Origin of the sequence: Pseudonocardia sp. DSM 110487 (assembly GCF_019468565.1) — a bacterium.
GTDB lineage: Bacteria > Actinomycetota > Actinomycetes > Mycobacteriales > Pseudonocardiaceae > Pseudonocardia.
Map to the genome: position 1 here is coordinate 8,495,454 of NZ_CP080521.1, position 17,667 is coordinate 8,513,120.

12 protein-coding genes are annotated in these 17,667 nt (G+C 72.9%); 3 read left to right on the forward strand and 9 right to left on the reverse strand.

Annotated elements, in window-relative coordinates:
- Positions 1 to 5 precede the first annotated feature (5 nt).
- On the forward strand, positions 6 to 1,307 hold the full coding sequence (locus K1T35_RS39745; protein ID WP_220256842.1) for a polysaccharide pyruvyl transferase family protein: 1,302 nt from the start codon (positions 6 to 8) through the stop codon (positions 1,305 to 1,307).
- 50 nt (positions 1,308 to 1,357) lie between these two features.
- Here K1T35_RS39745 and K1T35_RS39750 read toward each other — a convergent pair whose 3' ends face one another.
- Positions 1,358 to 2,341: an NAD(P)-dependent oxidoreductase gene (locus tag K1T35_RS39750; protein WP_220256843.1), complete on the reverse strand. Its 984-nt coding sequence runs from the start codon at positions 2,339 to 2,341 to the stop codon at positions 1,358 to 1,360.
- Between the two features lie 103 nt (positions 2,342 to 2,444).
- Positions 2,445 to 3,041 carry a hypothetical protein gene (locus K1T35_RS39755; RefSeq protein WP_220256844.1) on the reverse strand — a complete coding sequence of 199 codons (597 nt, stop codon included), beginning with the start codon at positions 3,039 to 3,041 and terminating at the stop codon, positions 2,445 to 2,447.
- A gap of 200 nt (positions 3,042 to 3,241) precedes the next feature.
- On the opposite strand from K1T35_RS39755, the gene K1T35_RS39760 reads away from it, so the two are divergent.
- Complete coding sequence (locus tag K1T35_RS39760; protein ID WP_220256845.1) at positions 3,242 to 4,453, forward strand: GNAT family N-acetyltransferase; 1,212 nt, start codon at positions 3,242 to 3,244, stop codon at positions 4,451 to 4,453.
- A 126-nt stretch (positions 4,454 to 4,579) separates the two neighbouring features.
- Positions 4,580 to 5,911 carry a HAMP domain-containing sensor histidine kinase gene (locus K1T35_RS39765; RefSeq protein ID WP_220256846.1) on the forward strand — a complete coding sequence of 444 codons (1,332 nt, stop codon included), beginning with the start codon at positions 4,580 to 4,582 and terminating at the stop codon, positions 5,909 to 5,911.
- Positions 5,912 to 7,179: 1,268 nt separating this feature from the next.
- On the opposite strand, the gene K1T35_RS39770 is transcribed toward K1T35_RS39765, so the two are convergent.
- The 7 genes from K1T35_RS39770 to K1T35_RS39800 form a co-directional block, all read right to left on the reverse strand.
- On the reverse strand, positions 7,180 to 7,881 hold the full coding sequence (locus K1T35_RS39770; RefSeq protein WP_220256847.1) for a response regulator transcription factor: 702 nt from the start codon (positions 7,879 to 7,881) through the stop codon (positions 7,180 to 7,182).
- Between the two features lie 112 nt (positions 7,882 to 7,993).
- The gene (locus K1T35_RS39775) at positions 7,994 to 10,093 is read right to left on the reverse strand and encodes an alginate lyase family protein (protein ID WP_220256848.1); all 2,100 of its coding nucleotides are present in this window, start codon (positions 10,091 to 10,093) and stop codon (positions 7,994 to 7,996) included.
- On the reverse strand, positions 10,090 to 11,304 hold the full coding sequence (locus K1T35_RS39780; RefSeq protein ID WP_220256849.1) for a glycosyltransferase family 4 protein: 1,215 nt from the start codon (positions 11,302 to 11,304) through the stop codon (positions 10,090 to 10,092). Before K1T35_RS39780 ends, K1T35_RS39775 begins: the two co-directional genes overlap by 4 nt.
- Positions 11,301 to 13,547, reverse strand: a complete 2,247-nt coding sequence (locus tag K1T35_RS39785; protein WP_220256850.1) for a glycosyltransferase — start codon at positions 13,545 to 13,547, stop codon at positions 11,301 to 11,303. The genes K1T35_RS39780 and K1T35_RS39785 overlap by 4 nt, the downstream gene beginning before the upstream one ends.
- Positions 13,538 to 14,596: a glycosyltransferase family 4 protein gene (locus K1T35_RS39790; RefSeq protein ID WP_220256851.1), complete on the reverse strand. Its 1,059-nt coding sequence runs from the start codon at positions 14,594 to 14,596 to the stop codon at positions 13,538 to 13,540. The genes K1T35_RS39785 and K1T35_RS39790 overlap by 10 nt, the downstream gene beginning before the upstream one ends.
- On the reverse strand, positions 14,593 to 16,092 hold the full coding sequence (locus tag K1T35_RS39795; protein WP_220256852.1) for an O-antigen ligase: 1,500 nt from the start codon (positions 16,090 to 16,092) through the stop codon (positions 14,593 to 14,595). The genes K1T35_RS39790 and K1T35_RS39795 overlap by 4 nt, the downstream gene beginning before the upstream one ends.
- Complete coding sequence (locus K1T35_RS39800) at positions 16,085 to 17,653, reverse strand: hypothetical protein (RefSeq protein ID WP_220256853.1); 1,569 nt, start codon at positions 17,651 to 17,653, stop codon at positions 16,085 to 16,087. Before K1T35_RS39800 ends, K1T35_RS39795 begins: the two co-directional genes overlap by 8 nt.
- Positions 17,654 to 17,667: the final 14 nt, after the last annotated feature.

Consider the following 17,667-nt stretch of genomic DNA (forward strand, 5'->3'; position numbering starts at 1 on the left):
ACGCCGTGACGAGATCGGGGGCCGGGTTGCGGATCGTGGTACAGAACGGCGAGTACTGGCTGTCCAACAAGGGCGATCTGGCGATGCTCGACGTCACCCTGCGCCGACTGCACCGGCAGTGGCCTGCAGCGCGCCTCGGGGTGATCACGAGCGCTCCGCTGCTGCTGCGCGCGTTCGCTCCTGCCACCGAGCCGCTCACCGTCACGGGCCCGGGGGCGTGGCCACGATCCGGCCTCGCGGCGCGGCTCGCGTCCCGCCTCGGTCCGGGGGTGGCCGGTCCTCCCTCGATCGCGTGGCTGTCGGCTCGGGACCGGGTGGACGGCCTCTGGCAGCGCGTCGTGCGGCGGCTCGGCGTGCGCCTGCCTGCGGCGTCGGGTTGGGTCCCCGATGCGGCGTCCGGCGCCACGCTGGTGTTGGCGATCGGCGGTGGCTACCTCACCGACGTCGACGCCGAGCAGGTGCACCGCACGCTCGACCTCCTCGAACACGCTGCCGATCGCGGCATCCCCACCGCGATGGTCGGGCAGGGCCTCGGCCCGCTCGACGAACCCGTGCTGCGGGAACGGGCCCGCGCGGTGCTGCCACGCGTCGACCTGATCGCGCTGCGAGAAGGGCGGACCGGCCCCGGGCTGCTCGCCGGGCTCGGCGTCGCGGCCGAGCGGATCGTGGTCACGGGCGACGACGCCATCGAGCTGGGCTACGCCGCACGCCGCGACGAGCCGGGATCCGACATCGGCCTGTGCCTGCGGGCCGCGGGTTACTCACCGGTGGCACGGGCCGCAAGGGCCTCGGTGGCCAGCACGGTCACGACACTCGCCACCGAGACCGGGAGCACGATCCGGCCACTGATCATCTCCGAGTACCGCTCCGAGGACCGCCGCTCGACCCTCCCCCTCGTCGCCGGGTTCCCCCGGGTCACACCGGTGCTGGGCCGCTACGCCACCCCGCACGAGCTCGCCCGCCGGGTTGCCCACTGCCGCGTGCTCGTCACCGGCGCGTACCACCTCGCGGTGTTCGCGCTGTCCCAGGGCATCCCCGTCGTCGGCCTCAGCTCGTCCCGGTACTACGACGACAAGCTCCACGGCCTGCGCGACATGTTCGGGGGCGGGCTGGAGCCGATCCGGCTCGACGACCCGGACCTCGACAAGCGCCTCGGGCAGGCCGTGCGCAGCGCATGGGACCGTGCGGGCGAGCTGCGCGAGCCGCTGCGCGAACGGGCCCGCGAGCAGATCGCGGCGAGCCGGCAGGCCTACGAGCGCGTCTTCGCCCTCGTCGAGCGCACCGACCCCGTGGCCAACCGCGCCTGACGACGTCCGCGCATGGCGTAGTTCCGGGGGCGGTCACGAGCCCGCCGAACCTATGCCGTGCGTCGCTGCGCGGCCTCGCGCCGAGCCGGCCCGGTCATCTGCGCGAGGTGCCAGTCGACGGTGCGGGCGATTCCGGTGGCCAGGTCCACCTTGGGTTGCCAGCGCAGGTGCTGGACGGCCGGCCCGATGTCCGCGACCAGGTCGCGCTCCTTCGCACGGTCGGGGAGCCGGCCGAAGGCCGGCGCGACGTTCGCATCGATGGTGTCGGCGATCAGTTCGACGGCCTCGTGGATCGAGTGCACGGATCCGGAGCCGATATCGAGCACCCTCCCGGCCGCGCCGGGCTCGGTCGAGGCGGAGAGCAGGGCGTCGACCACGTCGGCGACGTAGACCCAGTCCACCCGGCGGCGTCCGCTGCTCAGTTCGGGTGCGGCTCCCCGCAGGAGACTGTCGATGACGTAGGGCACCAGCCGCTTGCGGTTCGGCTCGTCGGGTCCGTAGACCATGGCCAGGCGTAGCACGGTGACCGGCAGGTCCCACAGGTCGCGGAACAGCTCCGCGTATGCGGTCGCGGCGATCTTCGACGCGGCGTACGGCGACTGCGCACCGCCGTTGCCGGTGGCGGCGATCTCCTCGATCGATCCTGCGAGCACCGCACGGCAACTGGGAACGGCGGCCGAGGCCGTCATGACGTGGACGGCGCTGAGCAGGTTGTCGGCGAGCATGGGGACGACGGCATCGAGCGCACGCGTTCCGGCGGCTCGGCTCGCGAGGTGTACGACGACGTCGGGTCGGACCTCGCTCACCACGTGCTGGGTGGCGGCCAGGTCGGCCAGATCACACACCCACCAGCGCGGCCCGGGCTCGAGGGAGCGCCCTGCCCGGGTCGTCGCATGGACCTCGGCGCCCATCGCCAGCAGTCGACGGATCAGGTGGCGGCCGATGAAGCCCCGACCGCCGGTGACGAGATAGCGCATCCGCTCCGGCCGGGCAGGACTCGGCGGATCCGGTGCGGCGGTATGCGATAACGGCATGTGAAGTCCTCACAATGTGCGTACGCGGTGAGCGCGCGCGGGGATGGCCGGCCCATCGGGCGGACGTGAGAGGGCCCGTCAGCGGACCGTTGGGTGAGAGGGATCAGCGCAGCAGGAGCGGCGAGGCCGGTGGTCCTCTGCGTGGAGCGCGAGCAAACCATCCCTGCAGCCGACGAAGGCTCGATCCGAGCGGAGTCGTGCGAACCCGGACCGGCACGGGCTCGGCGGGTTCGGTCGGCTCGGTGAAGAGCAGCCGGACGGGATCGAGTACCGAATCGAGGAGCCCGTTGCATCGGGCGAGGACCGCGAAGATCGCGATCAGGCTGCCGGACACCACGACCTGCATCGCCGCGGTCGGCGCGTCGACCGCCATGACGTGCAACAGGCCGTGCCCGGCGTGCTCCGTGCCGGACGTGGCGAGCTTGCCGAGCCCGTGCAGCACCGGCTGCAGGGCCACGACGCCGACCAGCGCGGCCGCCAGACCCGCCGCACGTCCGCGCAGGCGCAGCCACAGCACCGCGGCGATGGCCACGACGAGCGCGAGTCCGAGGGTGTGCGTCGGATGCTCGTCGCCGGCGAGGTCCCATGCGACGGCGAGCCCCACCGCGGCAGCAGCTGCTGTGGTCAGCACGAAGCGCAGGCCGATCCCCATCTCGGAGACGGCCGAGGGCTCCGCCGCGCTGACTGCGAACTGCCGCATCGTCGACGAGTGTGCCTCACGTTCCTGTGACGGCGCTGAAAGAGGAAACCGCTAAGCCACTCAGAGGACACCTGAAGTACACCAGGACGTCACCCTCGACGCCGTGCTGACCAGGCGCCGCCAGAGCGGCCAGCACGTTTACCTCACCCTGGCCTCCGGATTGCCATGGCATTGCCGGGGCGCTCATACGCTCGCGGCACATGGGGCTACCGCAGGAACGGGCGTTGGTTACCGGTCCGGCCCAGGGCGGTCCCGGGCTCGTCGATCGCAACGGGCACGAGCCGTACCGCCAGTACTGCACGAACGGGGTCCGGGTCACGGTCTCGGCCGATCCCGGCGTCGACGCGCTGCAACGCTGGGACCTGATGGTTGCGGCGACGCCGGGCGCCGACGTTGCACAGCTGTCGCCCTGGGCAGCGGTGCGCCGGCACGCCGGGTTCCAGCCGATCTTCGTCATGGCCGAGGACGCAGCCGGCCTGATCGGCGGCGCCCTGGTCCTGTATCGCCGGCTACCCGCCTTCGGCGGCGTCGGCTATCTGCCCTACGGTCCGGTGCTGCCGGACGGAGCCTCCCAGGATGCCGCCGGCAACGCCGTGTGCGCCGCCCTCACCGGCCTGACCGATCGGGGACTGCGGGCACTGTTCGTGCAACCTCCGCACGGAGGCGATCTTGTCAGTCAGCGGCTCGAGCGACTGGGCTTCCGCAGCTCGAGCGCCGGCATCGCGCCCGCCGCGACCTTGGAGCTCGACCTGTCCCGGCCGGTCGACGCCCTGCACAGAGCGCTGCGCAGCGGCACCCGAGGGAGCATCCGACAGGCGGCGAAGCGCGGCGTCGAGGTACGTGCGGGCACCGAGCGGGATCTGCCGACCGTCGCGGAGCTGCTGTCCGCGACCGCGGCCCACCACCGCTTCTCGTCGCTTCCGCTGCCGTACCTGCGCGCGCTGTACCGGCATCTCGCCCCGGACGGCTACGTGAAGATCTTCATCGCCGAGCACGCCGGTGTTCCGGTCGCGGCCCAGGTGGTCACCTGCTGCGGCGGCGTCGCCAAGTTGCGGCTGGTCGGGATGCGCCGTTCCACACCGGCGGCGAGCGGGGCCGCGGCGCTGCTGCAGTGGGAGACGATCCAGTGGGCGAAGCGGAACGGCCACCGGTGGTTCGACTTCGGCGGAATCGCCCCGTCCGCGGTCGATGCCATCCAGGCAGGGCCGGCCGGCCTGGCTGATCGAGTGAACGGGCGGGACTACTTCAAGGCCTCCTTCGGCGGCCGGCCCGTCCGCTACCCGCAGGCCGTGGAGCGATTCTCCGGGATTTTCGTGCGCGTCGGTTACGACCTCGCCCAGAGGTCGGACCTGGGCCGTCGCACCCTCCGCCGGGTCCGGCAGTTCCTCCGGGCCGGTGGGGCGGCTCGCTGACGAATCACGGCGCGCGGCGCGCGTCGGGCGCGGGACACGGGCGGATGACACGCGTGGCGGCGGACGGGCATGCTGGGTGACCGCCGGCGCGGCGCCCGCGGCCGGCCGCCGAACGGGGAGCTCGCCGTGCGCACTCGCATCGTCGGTCTGGCGGTCTGGGTATCGGTGCTGGCCACCGCGCTGTTCGGGGTACCACTCGGCATCGCGGTGTTCGAGTACGCCGTGCAAGCCGAACGCAACAAACTCCTGCGAACCGCCGATGCGGTCGCGATCGCCGTGGCCGAGGACGTCTACGACGGCGAGCAGGTCGACGCGATCCACCAGCGAGATGCGGTCGACATCAGCGTGTACGCCGCAGACGGCGCCCAGCTCGGCGGAGTCGGGCCGGCAACCGTTCCGGCGGACGTGAGCAAGGCACTGCGAGGCAAGGCGGCGAGCGGGACCGACGGCGAGAACCTCGTCGTCGCCGTACCGGTGACGCACGAGGACGACGTCATCGGAGCCGTGCGGGCGGCTGCGCCGCGCAGCTCCGTCGTCCAGGAGGTGGCCCTGCTGTGGGCGGCGATGATCGCACTCGCCGCCCTCGCCGTCACGACCGCATGGCTCGTCGGGCGCCGACAGGCGCGCCGACTCGCGCGCCCTCTCGAAGAGCTGGCCGTCGCCGCGCGCCGGTTGGGAGACGGCGACTTCAGCGTCCGGACCCAGCGAGGCGGGATCGCCGAGATCGACGCGGTGGGCACCGCACTCGACAGCACCGCCACCAGACTCGACGACCTGGTCACAAGGGAACGCGCCTTCTCTGCCGACGCCTCCCACCAACTGAGAACCCCGCTCGCCGGCCTCCGGCTGCGCCTCGAAGCCGCCCTGGAAGGCACCGACCACGACCGGCGCGCCGCCATCGAAGCGAGCCTCGCCGATGCCGACCGCTTGGAGACAACCGTCGAGGAACTCCTCGACCTCGCCCGCGACCGACTGAACAGGCCGATCGAGCCGGTCGACGTCGCGGGCCTGCTGCAGGAGCTCGCGCCATCATGGCGTGAGCAGCTGGCGCGGCTCCACCGCGAGCTCGATCTACGCCTCGACGCCGACCTCCCGCAGACACGCGCGTCCACCGCGGCGCTGCGGCAGGTCCTCGCCGTCCTCCTCGACAACGCCACGAGGCACGGCGCCGGTCGCGTCACCCTGACCGCCCGCGAGACCACCGACGCGGTCGCCGTCGACGTCTCCGACGAGGGCACCGGCATCAGCGAACCGGAAGCCACGCTGTTCGCACGTCGCGCGCAGGGCAACGGACACGGGATCGGCCTCGCACTCGCCCGGCGCCTGATCGAGGCCGAGGACGGGCGACTCCAGCTCAGCAGCCGAGCCCCTGCCGTGTTCACACTCCTGCTGCCGGTCGAAGACGACGCCCCGCTCCCACCAGCATCAACGCCCCAACCGCGGGACGAGCACGTCTAATCCCTCAGCCGGATTTTGTGATCATTGTTCGGCGCTGCTGCCGGGTCCGTTCGGTGGTGGCCACGTCCATGATCCGAGGTATCGGGTCGCTATGGCTTTGGCGACAACCATGAGCAACCGCTACTTGCGATCTTCGCGGGCATGATCTGAAGTTTCGGGCGCTCATGGTCGTGCGGGCAGCCATGGGCAACCGATAGTTCGGATCTTGCCCGCCGCCGATCGGGCGCCTGGCGATCGGGGTGCGATCGGGTCGGTCCATCGGTTCGGTCTGGTCGAGCATCTGCCGTGGGCGCGCCGTTCCCGGCCCGGGCCGACCGGCACCCGCCCCGTGATCCGGGCTTCGCGTGTGGTTCTGCCGGTTCGCATCGACCCGGTCGCCTTGCCGGGGTGGCTGGGTTGGGTGCACTACCGAATAGTGGGGTTGCGTGGGCGGCCGTCCCCGACGCGGGCACAGGCCTGTTTCGAGGAGACCGTCCTGCCGGGTGCCACGCGACTGGCTGTGGTCCCGACCCTCCACACCCAGCCCCGCTCCTGGATGATCGAGGCCAGACCACCCCAGGGACAGGGCTCCACGCACAGGTCCATGATCAGCAGGAACGGGACACCAGCTGCAGGGGTGCCTCGCCGGTCAGAACACCAGCTGCAGGGGTCAGCCCAGGTCCCCGATTCCGCTGATCACACCCCAGATTCCAGGGGTGGCCGGTGGCGAGGACGGGACCACAGCCAGATGCGTAGCACCCAGACGGCGGTGGTCTCGTCGAGGACGGGCGTGCCCCGCGTCGGGGACGGCCGCCCGAGCAACCACATGATTCGGTAGTGCACCCAACCCTGCCACCCCGACACGACGACGCCGGTCGAGGGGAACCTGCCAGAACACGCCGGTAGCCGAGGGCTGGCGCGTGAGGCCGCGGGCTACCCGGTGCCGGGAACGGCGCGCCCACGAAAGCGTCCGGCACCCGGCCGCACCCCCCGGGGGTGCGTTCCGCGGAATGCGCCGCGCCCCAGACGCTGATCAGCGACTCGGCGCGAAACCCGACGCCCCACGTCGGGAAACGCGCCAACCTAATGATCACAGGCCCGCCGAGCCACCCAGCCCGGGCACTGCGGAGCCCGGCGCGCTCGTTCTCGGCTGACGCACCCCGTCGACGGGCTGTCTGACCTACGACGGGCTGCGTCGCCCGACACGGGATGCGCCGGCAGCGCCGCCGTGCCGAGATGCGGCCCTAGTCCTGCCACCAGAGGAATGATCACGAAGTCCGCCTGGAGTACTAGGAGGGGTCTGCCAGCTCCAGCCGGTAACCGTGCCGGCGCAAGGTGACGATCACAGGAACCCGAGCGGAGGGATCGGCAACCTCCCCGATCTTCCGGCGCAGCGCCGCGATGTGGACGTCCAACGTCTTCGTCGGCCCGAACCAGTTCTCGTCCCACACCTCGGTCATCAGGGTCTCCCGGGTCACCGCCGTGCCGGGTTCCACGGCGAGGCGGGCCAGTAGGTCGAACTCCTTCGGGCGCAACGCCATCTCCCGACCCGCGACCGTGACCCGGCGACGGGACGTGTCGACGACGAGGTCACCGACCTGCCGGACGGCCTCGCCCACAGCAGCCACCTCGCTGCGGCGCAGGTGAGCTCGGACCCGCGCCCGCAACTCGAACAACCGCACCGGCTTCACCAGGTAGTCGTCCGCGCCCGCCTCCAACCCCACGACGACATCCATCTCGCTCGAACGGGCCGTGAGCATCACGAGGACACATCCCGGGCGAACCTTGCGCAGCTGCCGGCAGACCTCCACACCGTCGACGTCCGGCAACCCGAGGTCGAGCAGCACGAGATCCACGGCGGCCCCGGCAACGTGCTCGAGCGCCGCCTCGCCCGTGCGCTCCCACACCACGTCATAGCCCTGCGAACGCAGGCTGGATGCCAAGACATCGCCGATGGTCGAGTCGTCCTCGACGACGAGGATGCTGGCCACACCTCATTCTTGCAGGACGCAGGCCGGTCGAAGGTGATCAGGACGCTCGGGTCGCGCCTTCCCTCCGGCGTGTCGTCGGCGACGCCGATGCGCTCGGCGCGCAGTAACCTGATCAACCGGTCACAGGGGTGCGGACCGTCACGGCCCCCGGGGAGCGGGGGTCGAGGGTGACCGACCGCGGCACCTGCGCGTCGCCCTCCCGCTCGGTCCAGCTCACCTCGATCACGTCCGTCCCGTCGATCGAGAGCCCTTCCACGACGGGCGCGGCGTGCTCGGACACCGTCAGGACGGTCGCCGCCACCACCGGCAGCCGTGCGGCTTCGAGCACCGTGCCCACGAGCCAGGACGGCTCCCACGCCTCGAACCGGGGCGACCACCACCCGAGCCGGGTCTCCTCGTCCCCGCGCGCGGACCACGGCTCGCCGACCGAGGTCGCGATCTGCATCACGGGCCGTCCGTCCCGGGTGACGAAGTGGGTGCCGTCGGCCGTCCGCACGTCGAGTTCGGGGTGCAATGGCCACGCGGTGCGGATGCGGTGCTCGCCCTCGCCGGTGAGCAGGTCGACGACCAGCAGGGAGTTCTGCCCCCGGGGCGCCACGACGTACCGCCGATGCGTGACGGGTTCTGCGAGCCGCGTGTAGCCGTCGTGCTCGGCCTCGACGATCCCGTGCTCGAGGTCGACCGACCGCACGGTCGTGTTCGCGTGGCGCACCCAGAGGAACGGGCCGCCCGGGACCGACTGGTCCTCGTCGTCGACGGCGACGGTGGCGTGCGCCCGCGTGCCGCGGAAGGCGCGGCGCCACCCCGGCTCGGCGTAGTAGCTGCCAGTGCCCGGGTCGCCGACGAGGTCGCGGCCGCCCGCGGTCACGGTGACGGACAGGGCGTCGGCATGGCCGTGAGCCGCGATCGACAGGTACCCGAGCGGCCCCACGTCCACGGTGATCCTGCGGTCGTCCCGGCGCATGACCACCAGCCCGCCATCGGGCGCGTACAGCTCCCGCGCGGCCGGGGCGGGGGACGTGGCACCGCGTTCCGGCGGCCCGCCGAGCCAGGCAGCGGCGAGGTCGGCGGGTGCCTCGCCGCGCACGGCGGAGACCGCGGCGAGGTGCCGGTGTACGTCGGGAACCTGGTCCGGGAGCAGTCGAAGGGCGATGCCGCCGTCGTCGTCGCCGTAGCGGGGCAGCGGGTCGCCGTCGCCGAGGAGCGCCCGCAGGTAGCGCGCGCCGCGCCTGAGCCCGTCGAGGACGGGCTCAGGGACCCGGTCACCTCGCAGCCGCAGCAGGGCCGCAGGCACGAGGAACAGGTCGGAGCAGAACAGCTGGTACACGGTGGACTGCTCGGCCCCTGCGCCGTCCGGCAGGATCTGCCGCTCGGCCTCTCTGGCCAGCACCGCGAGCGCCCTCGCCTCCCAGCGCCGCGCCCCCGGGATCTCGGGGTGCAGGATCGCGATGGCGGCGAGCCCGGCCATCTCGCCCACGAGGTGGTTGTTCGCGGAGCTGAACCGCGAGCGCTGCCGCCAGAGCAGCGGCGCGCACTCGCTCAGCATCGCGACGACCCGCGCGTACCGCTCCCGGGTCAGCGACGGGGCGTCCCGAAGGCCCTGGAGCGCGATCGTGACCGACAGCGCCCGCACCCCGACCTCGAACGCCCCCCGCCATGCGATGCCGTTGCCCACCGGGTTCTGCTCCAGCCAGCCGTCGAGCTGATCCAGCGCCGCGTCCGCGTAGGCGCGGTCGCCGGTGAAGAGCCACGCCTGGGCGAGCCACGGCAGGTGCTGGAGCCGGTTGAGCTCCCAGATCCATTTCGGGTCGGCTGCCGCGGTGCGGTGGTCGAGCCGCTTGGCCGGTACGGCGGGCCAGCGGAAGCCGGTGCGCGGGTCGAGCAGCCAGTCGATCGGCCCAGGCCCGACGTCGACCGGCTCCTGCCCGAAGAACGCGAACCGGCCTGCGCGGCACTCGTCGGCCGCCGCGACCACGGCAGCGGCCTCGGCCGGGAACCGGCGGGCCAGGTCGGCGGCCCTGGCGCGGTCGAGGAGCACGGGCCTGCCGATGGCGTCACGGAACCCCGCGAAGGTGACTTCCCAGTCAGCGTCCCGCTGCGCGGGCCGCAGCACGGGCGCCGCGGTCTCGGACACGAGGCGCCCCACCCGCCACGCCACCTCGGGCGCGCTCATGGCCCTGGCCCGGGACCAGTACCAGCCCAGCCGCTTCATCTCACCGTCACCCTCGTCCTCCGCCGATTCAGCAGCCGCTCGTAGAAGTCGAGCAGGTTGCGCTCGGACACCTCCCATGACAGCCGGTCGGCCACCCGGGCCCGGCCGATCGCGCCCATCCGCGCGCGGCGATCGGGGTCGTCGAGCAGCTCGTCGAGCAGCGCCGCGAACGCCCGCTCGTCACCGGCGGGGGCGTAGGCGGCCGCCTCGCCCGCCGAGACCCTCGCCTCCCGCAGCTCGAACGAGACCAGCGGCCTGCCCATCGCCATGTACTCGACGACCTTGTTCATCGTGGAGAGGTCGTTGAGCGGGTTCTTCGGGTCCGGTGACAGGCAGACGTCCGCGGTGGACAGGCAGCGCTGCACGAACTCGTCGGGCACCCGCCCGGTGAACTCGACGCAGTCGGACAGGCCGAGGTCCCGCGAGAGGGCGATCAGGTCGTCGAGGTCGTCCCCGCCACCCATGAGCACGGTGTGCAGGTCGTCGCGGCCCCGGTCGTGCCGCAGGTGGGCGAGCGCGCGCAGCGCGCCGTCGACCCCGTCCTGCGGGCCCATCACCCCGAGGTAGGCGGCGAGGTACCGCTTGCCGCGGCGTAGCCCCGGGTCGGGCTCGCGCGGGCGGAACCGGGACAGGTCGGGAGCGCTGCGCACGACCTGCACGGTGCCGGGCGCCTTGCGGCCGCGGGTGAGCGCGATCTGCCGGTAGCTCTCGTTCGTGCTGATCACGCCGTCGGCCAGCGCGAAGGTGACGCGTTCGAACAGCTTCGCGACCCCGAGGAGGGCCCGGCCGCGTCCGAAGCGGGAGCGGAACAGTTCCGGGACGAGGTCGTGGTGGTCGAAGACGAACCGCGCGCCGGCGGCCATGAGCGGCAGCGCCGCGAGGAACAGCAGGTCGGGCGGGTTGCAGGCCTGCACGACGTCGACCGGGCCCTCCCGCCGCACCCGCAGGGCGAGCCGAAGCGTGTGCCACAGTGCGAGCCCGTACTCCCGGACGTACCCGGTAGGCCCGCCCGTCGCCGCGCGCAGCGGGTAGCGCAGGATCCGCACACCCTCGAGCACGGCCTCCGGCTCGGTGTCCATCGCGCCGCCCATCGGGCAGATGACGACCACCTCGTACCCGGCCCGGACGAGCGCTCGGCTCTCCTGCCACACCCGCCGGTCCATCGGGACCGAGAGGTTCTCGACGAGGATCAGCACCCGTTGTCGCCTCATCGGACCGCCAGCCTCGTGAGGAGCTCCTGGAACCGCGCCGCGGTGTGCTCGATCGAGTACTCGGCCTCCGCGCGCCGCCGCGCCCGATCGCCCATGTCGGCTCGCATCGCCGGGTCGTCGAGCAGGCTGCCGATACGGCCGGCGAGGGCGGCCGGGTCCCCGACCGGCACGACGTATCCGTCCCTGCCGTCCGCGATCAGGTCGCGCACCGCCCCGCAGTCCGTCGCGACGACGGGCACGCCCGCGGCCATCGACTCCAGCACCACGAGCGGCGCGCCCTCGTGCACCGACGACAGGCAGGTGACGTCGCAGCCCGGCAGGAGCTCCCGGACGTCGTCGCGGACGCCGGTGAACAACACGTGCTCCGCGATCCCCAGCTCGGCCACGAGCGCCCGGAGCGCGGGCTCCTCGGGTCCGCCGCCGATCACGACGAGGCGCAGGCGCGGCCGGTTCGCGGACAACAACGCCACGGCCCGCAGCAGGACGTGGTGCGCCTTCTGTCGGCTCAGCCGGGCGGCGATGCCGATCACCAGGTCCGCATCGTCGAGCCCGAGCCGTCGGCGGGCCTCGGCCCGGTCGGCCGCGCCAGGCCGCGGACCGACGACGATCCCGTTCGGGATCACCACCTCCGGCGCGCTGCGCCACGGGAACCGCCCGACCCCCTCCTCGTCGTGCAGGTAGTGCCCCTGGCTGGGGGCCAGCAGCACGAGGGCATGGGACAGGAACAGCGTCTCGACGACGTGGCGCGGGAGCACCCGCCCACCGACGCGGGTGAGGTCCATGTCGTGCGCGGCGACGACGTTCGCCGCCCCGGCGAGGCGCGCCGCGACCCGCCCGAGGGCCAGCGCCGCCCGGTTGTGGTGGGCGACGAGCACGACGTCGGTGCGGGCGGCGCGCAGCGAGCGGACCAGCCGCGGGAGCGTCCGCATGTCGAACCGGCCCGTGCGTTCGAGCACCTCGACCGGCACCACATCGCGGAACGCGTCGCCGAGGGGGCCATCGGCGCGCAGGCACACCAGCCTCGGCTCGACGATCGACCGGTCGAACCGTCGGCACAGGTCGAGCAGCAGCCGCTCGGCGCCGCCCACCGCGGTCTGGTCGAGGACGATGGCGAGCCGCACGGGCTTGCGCCCGGCCGTCCGTGCCAGCGCAGCGCCCGCGCGGGCCACCGACCGACCGAGCGTGAACTCCGCGAGCACGCGGTCGCGGGCCGCGCGGCCCATCTCCGCCGCCCGCGACGGATCGCGGAGGATCTTCACGAGCGCGTCGGCCATCGCGCGTGAGTCCCGTGGCGGCACGAGGTATCCGGTGGCCCCGTCCTCGATCATCTCCGGCACGCCGCCAACGGCCGTGCCGACGACCGGCACCCCGGCCGCCATCGCCTCGAGCACCGCCATCGGGAAGCACTCGGTCGTGGAGCTGAGGACGGCCACGTCGAGCGTGGGCAGCAGCGCGGCCACGTCGGATCGCGATCCGGCGAACGTGACGTTGCCGGCGATGCCGAGCTGACGGACAAGGTCCTCGAGCTCCCCCCGGAGCGGCCCGTCGCCGATCACGACCAGGTTCGCGTCGGGAACCTCGTCGACCACCATCCGCATCGCGCGCAGGAGGGTCCGGTGGTCCTTCTCCTCCCGCAGCACGGCGACGATCCCGATCGTCCTCGTCCCCGCAGGCTCACCTGCCGCGAAGAGGGCGGGGTCGACGCCGTTGTGGATGATCTCGACCTTCTCCGCGGGGTGGCCGAGGTGGTCGACCAGGTAGGGCCGCTGCGCGTGCGCGACCCCGTAATAGGCGCTGGTCACCGGCTCGAGCAGCCGGTCGACCACGGGCCGGACCCGGCCGCGGGGCGTGATGTCGGTTGCGTTGTGCACCCAGACGACCGAGCGCGGCACCCGGGTGAGCGCCGCGGCGATCCGGCCGAGTGCCTCGGCGTTGTAGCCGCGGGTGACCACGACGTCCGGCCGCTCCGCCCGCATCGCACGGATCAGCGCGCCGAGCGCCCGCACCGGGCGGGTCCGGCTGTGCAGGGCTCGCGCCGGCACGTGCGTGCCGCGGAGCTCGCCGAACAGCTCGCCCTCGTCGCCGACGCACACGACCGTCACGCGGAACTCGTGCGGATCGAGCGCGGGCGCGAGCGTCACCACGTGCCGCTCCGCCCCGCCCACACCCAGGTCGGGCACGACGAACATGACGCGCAGCGGGCCCACCCGCCGCGGCGCTCTCCGCCACCACGTCACACCCATCGCCCCGCAACCCCTCGGTAGATCGTGTCCATCCGGCGCCATACGACGTCCACGTCGAACTCCTCGAGCGCCCGCTCCCGTGCGGCAGCACCGAGCGCGGCGCGCAGCCCGTCGTCGGCGAGCACCTTCCGCAGCGCGGCGGCCAGCGCCTCCACGTCGTCCGGCGGAACCAGCAGGCCCGTGCGGCCGTCGTCGACCAGCTCGGGGATGCCCCCCACCTCGCTCGCGACGACGCACAGGCCGTGCGCCATCGCCTCGAGCACGGCCATCGGCTGCCCCTCGTTGCGGGACGGCAGCACGAGGACGTCGGCGTCGGCGAGCAGCTCTCCCACCTGTGCCGGCTGCAGCCAGCTCCGCACCTGGACCGAGCCCTCGAGTCCGTGCTCCGCGATCAGGCGTCTTGCGCGGTCTACGGCGCCGTCACCCGCGAGCGTCAGGCGGGTGCCCGGTGCGAGCCGGGCCCACGCCTCGATCAGCACGAAGGCGCCCTTGCGGTCGCCGATCTCGCCGAGGAAGACGGTGTGGGGCGCGGCGCCCTGGCGGCGCGCCGCAGCAGCGGGCACCCGCACGGCGTTGGGCACCGGCACCACCCGGGCCGCAGGGGCGATCGCGGCCAGCTCCCGCGCCCAGCGATCACCAAGGGCCACCACGACGGCGGCCCGGGTCAGGGTGGCGCGCACGACCGCTTGCAGCGGCCGCGGCAGCCGGTCGTGGAACAGGTGGAACTCGGCGCCGTGCAGGTGCACAACGGCCGGAACGCGCGCCGCCCATGCCAGCCAGAACAGGGTGGCCTTGCGCACGAAGCTGCCGTTCGAGGCCATGTGCAGGTGCACGAGGTCGGGCCTGCGCAGCAGCAGAGCGGCCATGTAGTGCGCGATGGCGCGGGCGAACGTGCCCACCTTGATCGCCCGGCTCCCGTCCCGGTGGGACGTGACGTGCTCGACCCGCCACGTCTCCCACAGCGGGGTTCCGCGCAGCATGCGCACGTAGCTGGCGACACCGCCCCGTGTCCGCATGCTCGTGGAGACCACGAGCGCCCGCTGCCTCACGGGACCGCCACCGGCTTCCGGGCCGGCTCGGCGGCCCCGACCGCCGCGCCGATCAGGAGGAACACCAGCAGGTTCGCGAAGTCGAAGTAGCGCAGGTCGACGGTGAGACCGCAGACGACCCACGTCCCGAGCACGGTCAGGGCGATCAGGCCGAGCCGCCGGCCGGCGAGGCCCTCGACCGGCATCCGCCGCATCAGGGACACCAGCTTCCACGTCACCCCGAGCAGCACGACCAGCCACAGCCCCAGCCCCACGATGCCGAGCTCGGCGGCGATCCCGAGCTCGTTCTCGTGTGACGCGATCGCGTACCCGCGCTGGAAATCGACGTCCGGCGCCCAGACCTGGTGGTAGTAGGTGTTCAGGGCGGCGAACCGCGCGATACCCCAGCCGAGGAGCGGCTTCTGCTCGATCGCCCACAGGGCGGTTGCGATGGCGTTGAGTCGGTCGTCGACCTCACTCGTCGAGCCGATCCCGCCCGCCGCGCGGTCGCTGCTCGTGAACGTCGTCCACGTGACCGCAACGAACGCGAGCGCGCCGGCAAGGGTCAGGACGAAACCGGCGCGCGCGCCCGCGGCGAAGATCGCGCACATCAGGACGGCGATTCCGAAGACCAGCCACACCGCGCGGGTGTGGGTGAGGTAGATCCCCGGTACGCACAGACCCGCGACGACGAGCGCCGCGACCCGCACCGCCGGGCGCAGCGACCGCTCCCTGACGAGGAACATCGCGGTGACGAAGCCCGCGATCATCGTCAGGCCGTTGACGACCGGCTGGTTGAAGATGCCGACCGCGCGGCCCTCCCACGTCTGGGACTCCAGGATGTACTGCGGCCAGACCAGCGCGGTGGGCCCGGTGAACTGCAGGATGCTCGTCGCAGCGGCATACGCGGCGAGCACGGTGATCAGGAACAGCACCGGCCGGATCGACCGCTCCGACCGGAACGCCACGCGCGCCACGACGTAGGCGAGGAACGGCATGAACGTGCCGGTCATGATGAAGCGCAGGACGGGGACGACGGCCCCGGTCCCCGGCTCGACGGGGGGCAGCTCGTGCGGCCACACCGTCGAGACGAGGTTCCACAGCAGGTAGGCCACCATGGCGGCCTCGATGACCCCGAACCGGAACCGCAGGGTGCCGCGCACGGCCGCCACTCCTGCCGCGATCATCAGCGCCAGCAGCGCGAAGACCATCGGCTCCGATGGGAGCGCGGGAACCTCGATCGCCAGCCGGGTGAAGCTCGCGACGACCAGCACGAGCATGGCCGCCGTCGGCGAGCCCAGCACGAGGGCGGCCATCGCCAGTCCGACGGCCACGAACAGCAGCCCGGACGGACCGCTGACCGGCCCGGCGAACACCACACCGACGATGACCAGCACCCCGGCGCCGACAGCGGCACGCACCGGGAAGGCGGGCGCCGAGACGATCGCGGCTGCGTTCACCCGGAGCAGTTCCGCGCCGCGCCGGACGGTGCCGGTCAGCGTGGACGCGTCAGCCATGGTCCGGGACGTCCGCCTGCGACTGGTTGTGGTTCTCGGAAGCGGCGCCGACCGGGACGGTGGCCCACGGCTGCGGGCGCGGGGTGGGGACAGCACTCCGCGTGGACGGGTCGCCGTTCATCTCGGTCGATGCGTACCGGTCCCCGGCATTGTCGGCCGTGGTGTCTCCGTAGGTGTCCTGGACGGCGTTCCGCGGGTGCAGCACCTCACGAGGGCTGTCGAAGTGCGGCTTGTCGAGCACGACCCCGGTGACGTGTGCGTCCACCTGTCCGAGCAGCCGGAGCGCCTCGCGCGCGTCGGCCCATGACGTCGTGTCGCCCTCGAGCACGAGGAGCACCCGGTCGGCGGCCGCGCAGACGACCTGGCTCTCCGGAGCCTCGAGCAGGGGCGGCGCGTCGAGCACGGCGAGCGGGCTGCCGCCGGCGATCTCGTCGAGGATCTCGCTCACCTGCTCGGGCGCCACGAGCGACCAGGCCCCGTCGCCGGTCTTGCGACCGACCGGCAGCACGAGCACCCCATCCGACCCGGCGAGGAGCGCGTCCCGCGCCTCCGCCCTGTCGGCGAGCGCGTCCAGGAAGCCGGGCCGGATGTCGGGCGTCGTCAGGTCGGTGCGGACCAGCACCGCCTGCCTGCGGCGGGCCGATGCGGCCGATGCGAGCTCACGCGCGAGCCGCCGCGCCGCCGCACTGCCGTGCGGAGCCACGACCGCCACGACCGTGCGCTCCGCCCCGACACCGCGGCGCAGCGAGTTGGCGAGGTTGCGCACCACCCGGGCCCGCTCAGCGGGCGCGACGCGGGCGATGTCCGCGAGGACTTCGACGCCGAGCCGGGCCGGCACGTCCACCCCGCTGCGCACCCGCGAGTCGGTCGCGACGAGCAGCAGCGCGATGAGCACGCCGAGCAGCGCTCCACCGGCCGCACCCGTCGCCGTTGCGACGAGCGGGCTCTCCCTCGAGCTCGCCACGCCGGGCTCGGACTGCAGTGGCTTCAGGTGGTTCGTGTTGTCGGCGAGTACGTCGGTGAGCCGTCCCTGCAGGGACCGGATCTGGTCGAGCACGATGTTGACCTGGACGTCCTGGAGCACCTCGGGACCGACGAGCTCCGCCGAGTTGCGGTCGATCTCCGCCTGGATGTCCTCCGCCGTCCGGCGGCGGTCCTCGATCAGGCTCTCGCGCACGTCGTTGCGGAAGGTGTCGGTCGCGGCGGTTGCCGCGGTCCGCGCCGCCTGCTCGTCGGAGCCGGTCGCCGTGATGTAGAGGATCGGGCTGGTCGCTCCCGTCATCGCCGCCAGTGTGACGTTCGCCGGGATCCCCGCCTCACGTCGCAGCAGCTCCTGGTAGCTCTCCTGGTTGAAATAGTCGACGTAACCGAGTGCCAGCACCGCGTCCTGCTCGGGCCCGCGCTCGGACGACTGCGTCGAGAGCGCCGCCGTCGCCGTGTAGGAGGTGGTCGCCGTGGTGAAGAACCACGCCGCCGACGTCGCCGCCCCGACCAGCGCGAGCACGACGATCACCGGCCACCGCCGGAGGACGCGCACGGTGTGTTGCTGCAGCGGGCTCATTAGCCGCCCTTCTC

What these genes read in the sequence shown, in the direction of transcription:
- K1T35_RS39750 (WP_220256843.1), bottom strand. Translation starts at nt 2,341, where the DNA reads ATGCCGTTATCGCATACCGCCGCACCGGATCCGCCGAGTCCTGCCCGG.
- K1T35_RS39755 (WP_220256844.1), bottom strand. Translation starts at nt 3,041, where the DNA reads ATGCGGCAGTTCGCAGTCAGCGCGGCGGAGCCCTCGGCCGTCTCCGAG.
- K1T35_RS39760 (WP_220256845.1), top strand. Translation starts at nt 3,242, where the DNA reads ATGGGGCTACCGCAGGAACGGGCGTTGGTTACCGGTCCGGCCCAGGGC.
- K1T35_RS39775 (WP_220256848.1), bottom strand. Translation starts at nt 10,093, where the DNA reads ATGAAGCGGCTGGGCTGGTACTGGTCCCGGGCCAGGGCCATGAGCGCG.
- K1T35_RS39780 (WP_220256849.1), bottom strand. Translation starts at nt 11,304, where the DNA reads ATGAGGCGACAACGGGTGCTGATCCTCGTCGAGAACCTCTCGGTCCCG.
- K1T35_RS39785 (WP_220256850.1), bottom strand. Translation starts at nt 13,547, where the DNA reads ATGGGTGTGACGTGGTGGCGGAGAGCGCCGCGGCGGGTGGGCCCGCTG.
- K1T35_RS39795 (WP_220256852.1), bottom strand. Translation starts at nt 16,092, where the DNA reads ATGGCTGACGCGTCCACGCTGACCGGCACCGTCCGGCGCGGCGCGGAA.
- K1T35_RS39800 (WP_220256853.1), bottom strand. Translation starts at nt 17,653, where the DNA reads ATGAGCCCGCTGCAGCAACACACCGTGCGCGTCCTCCGGCGGTGGCCG.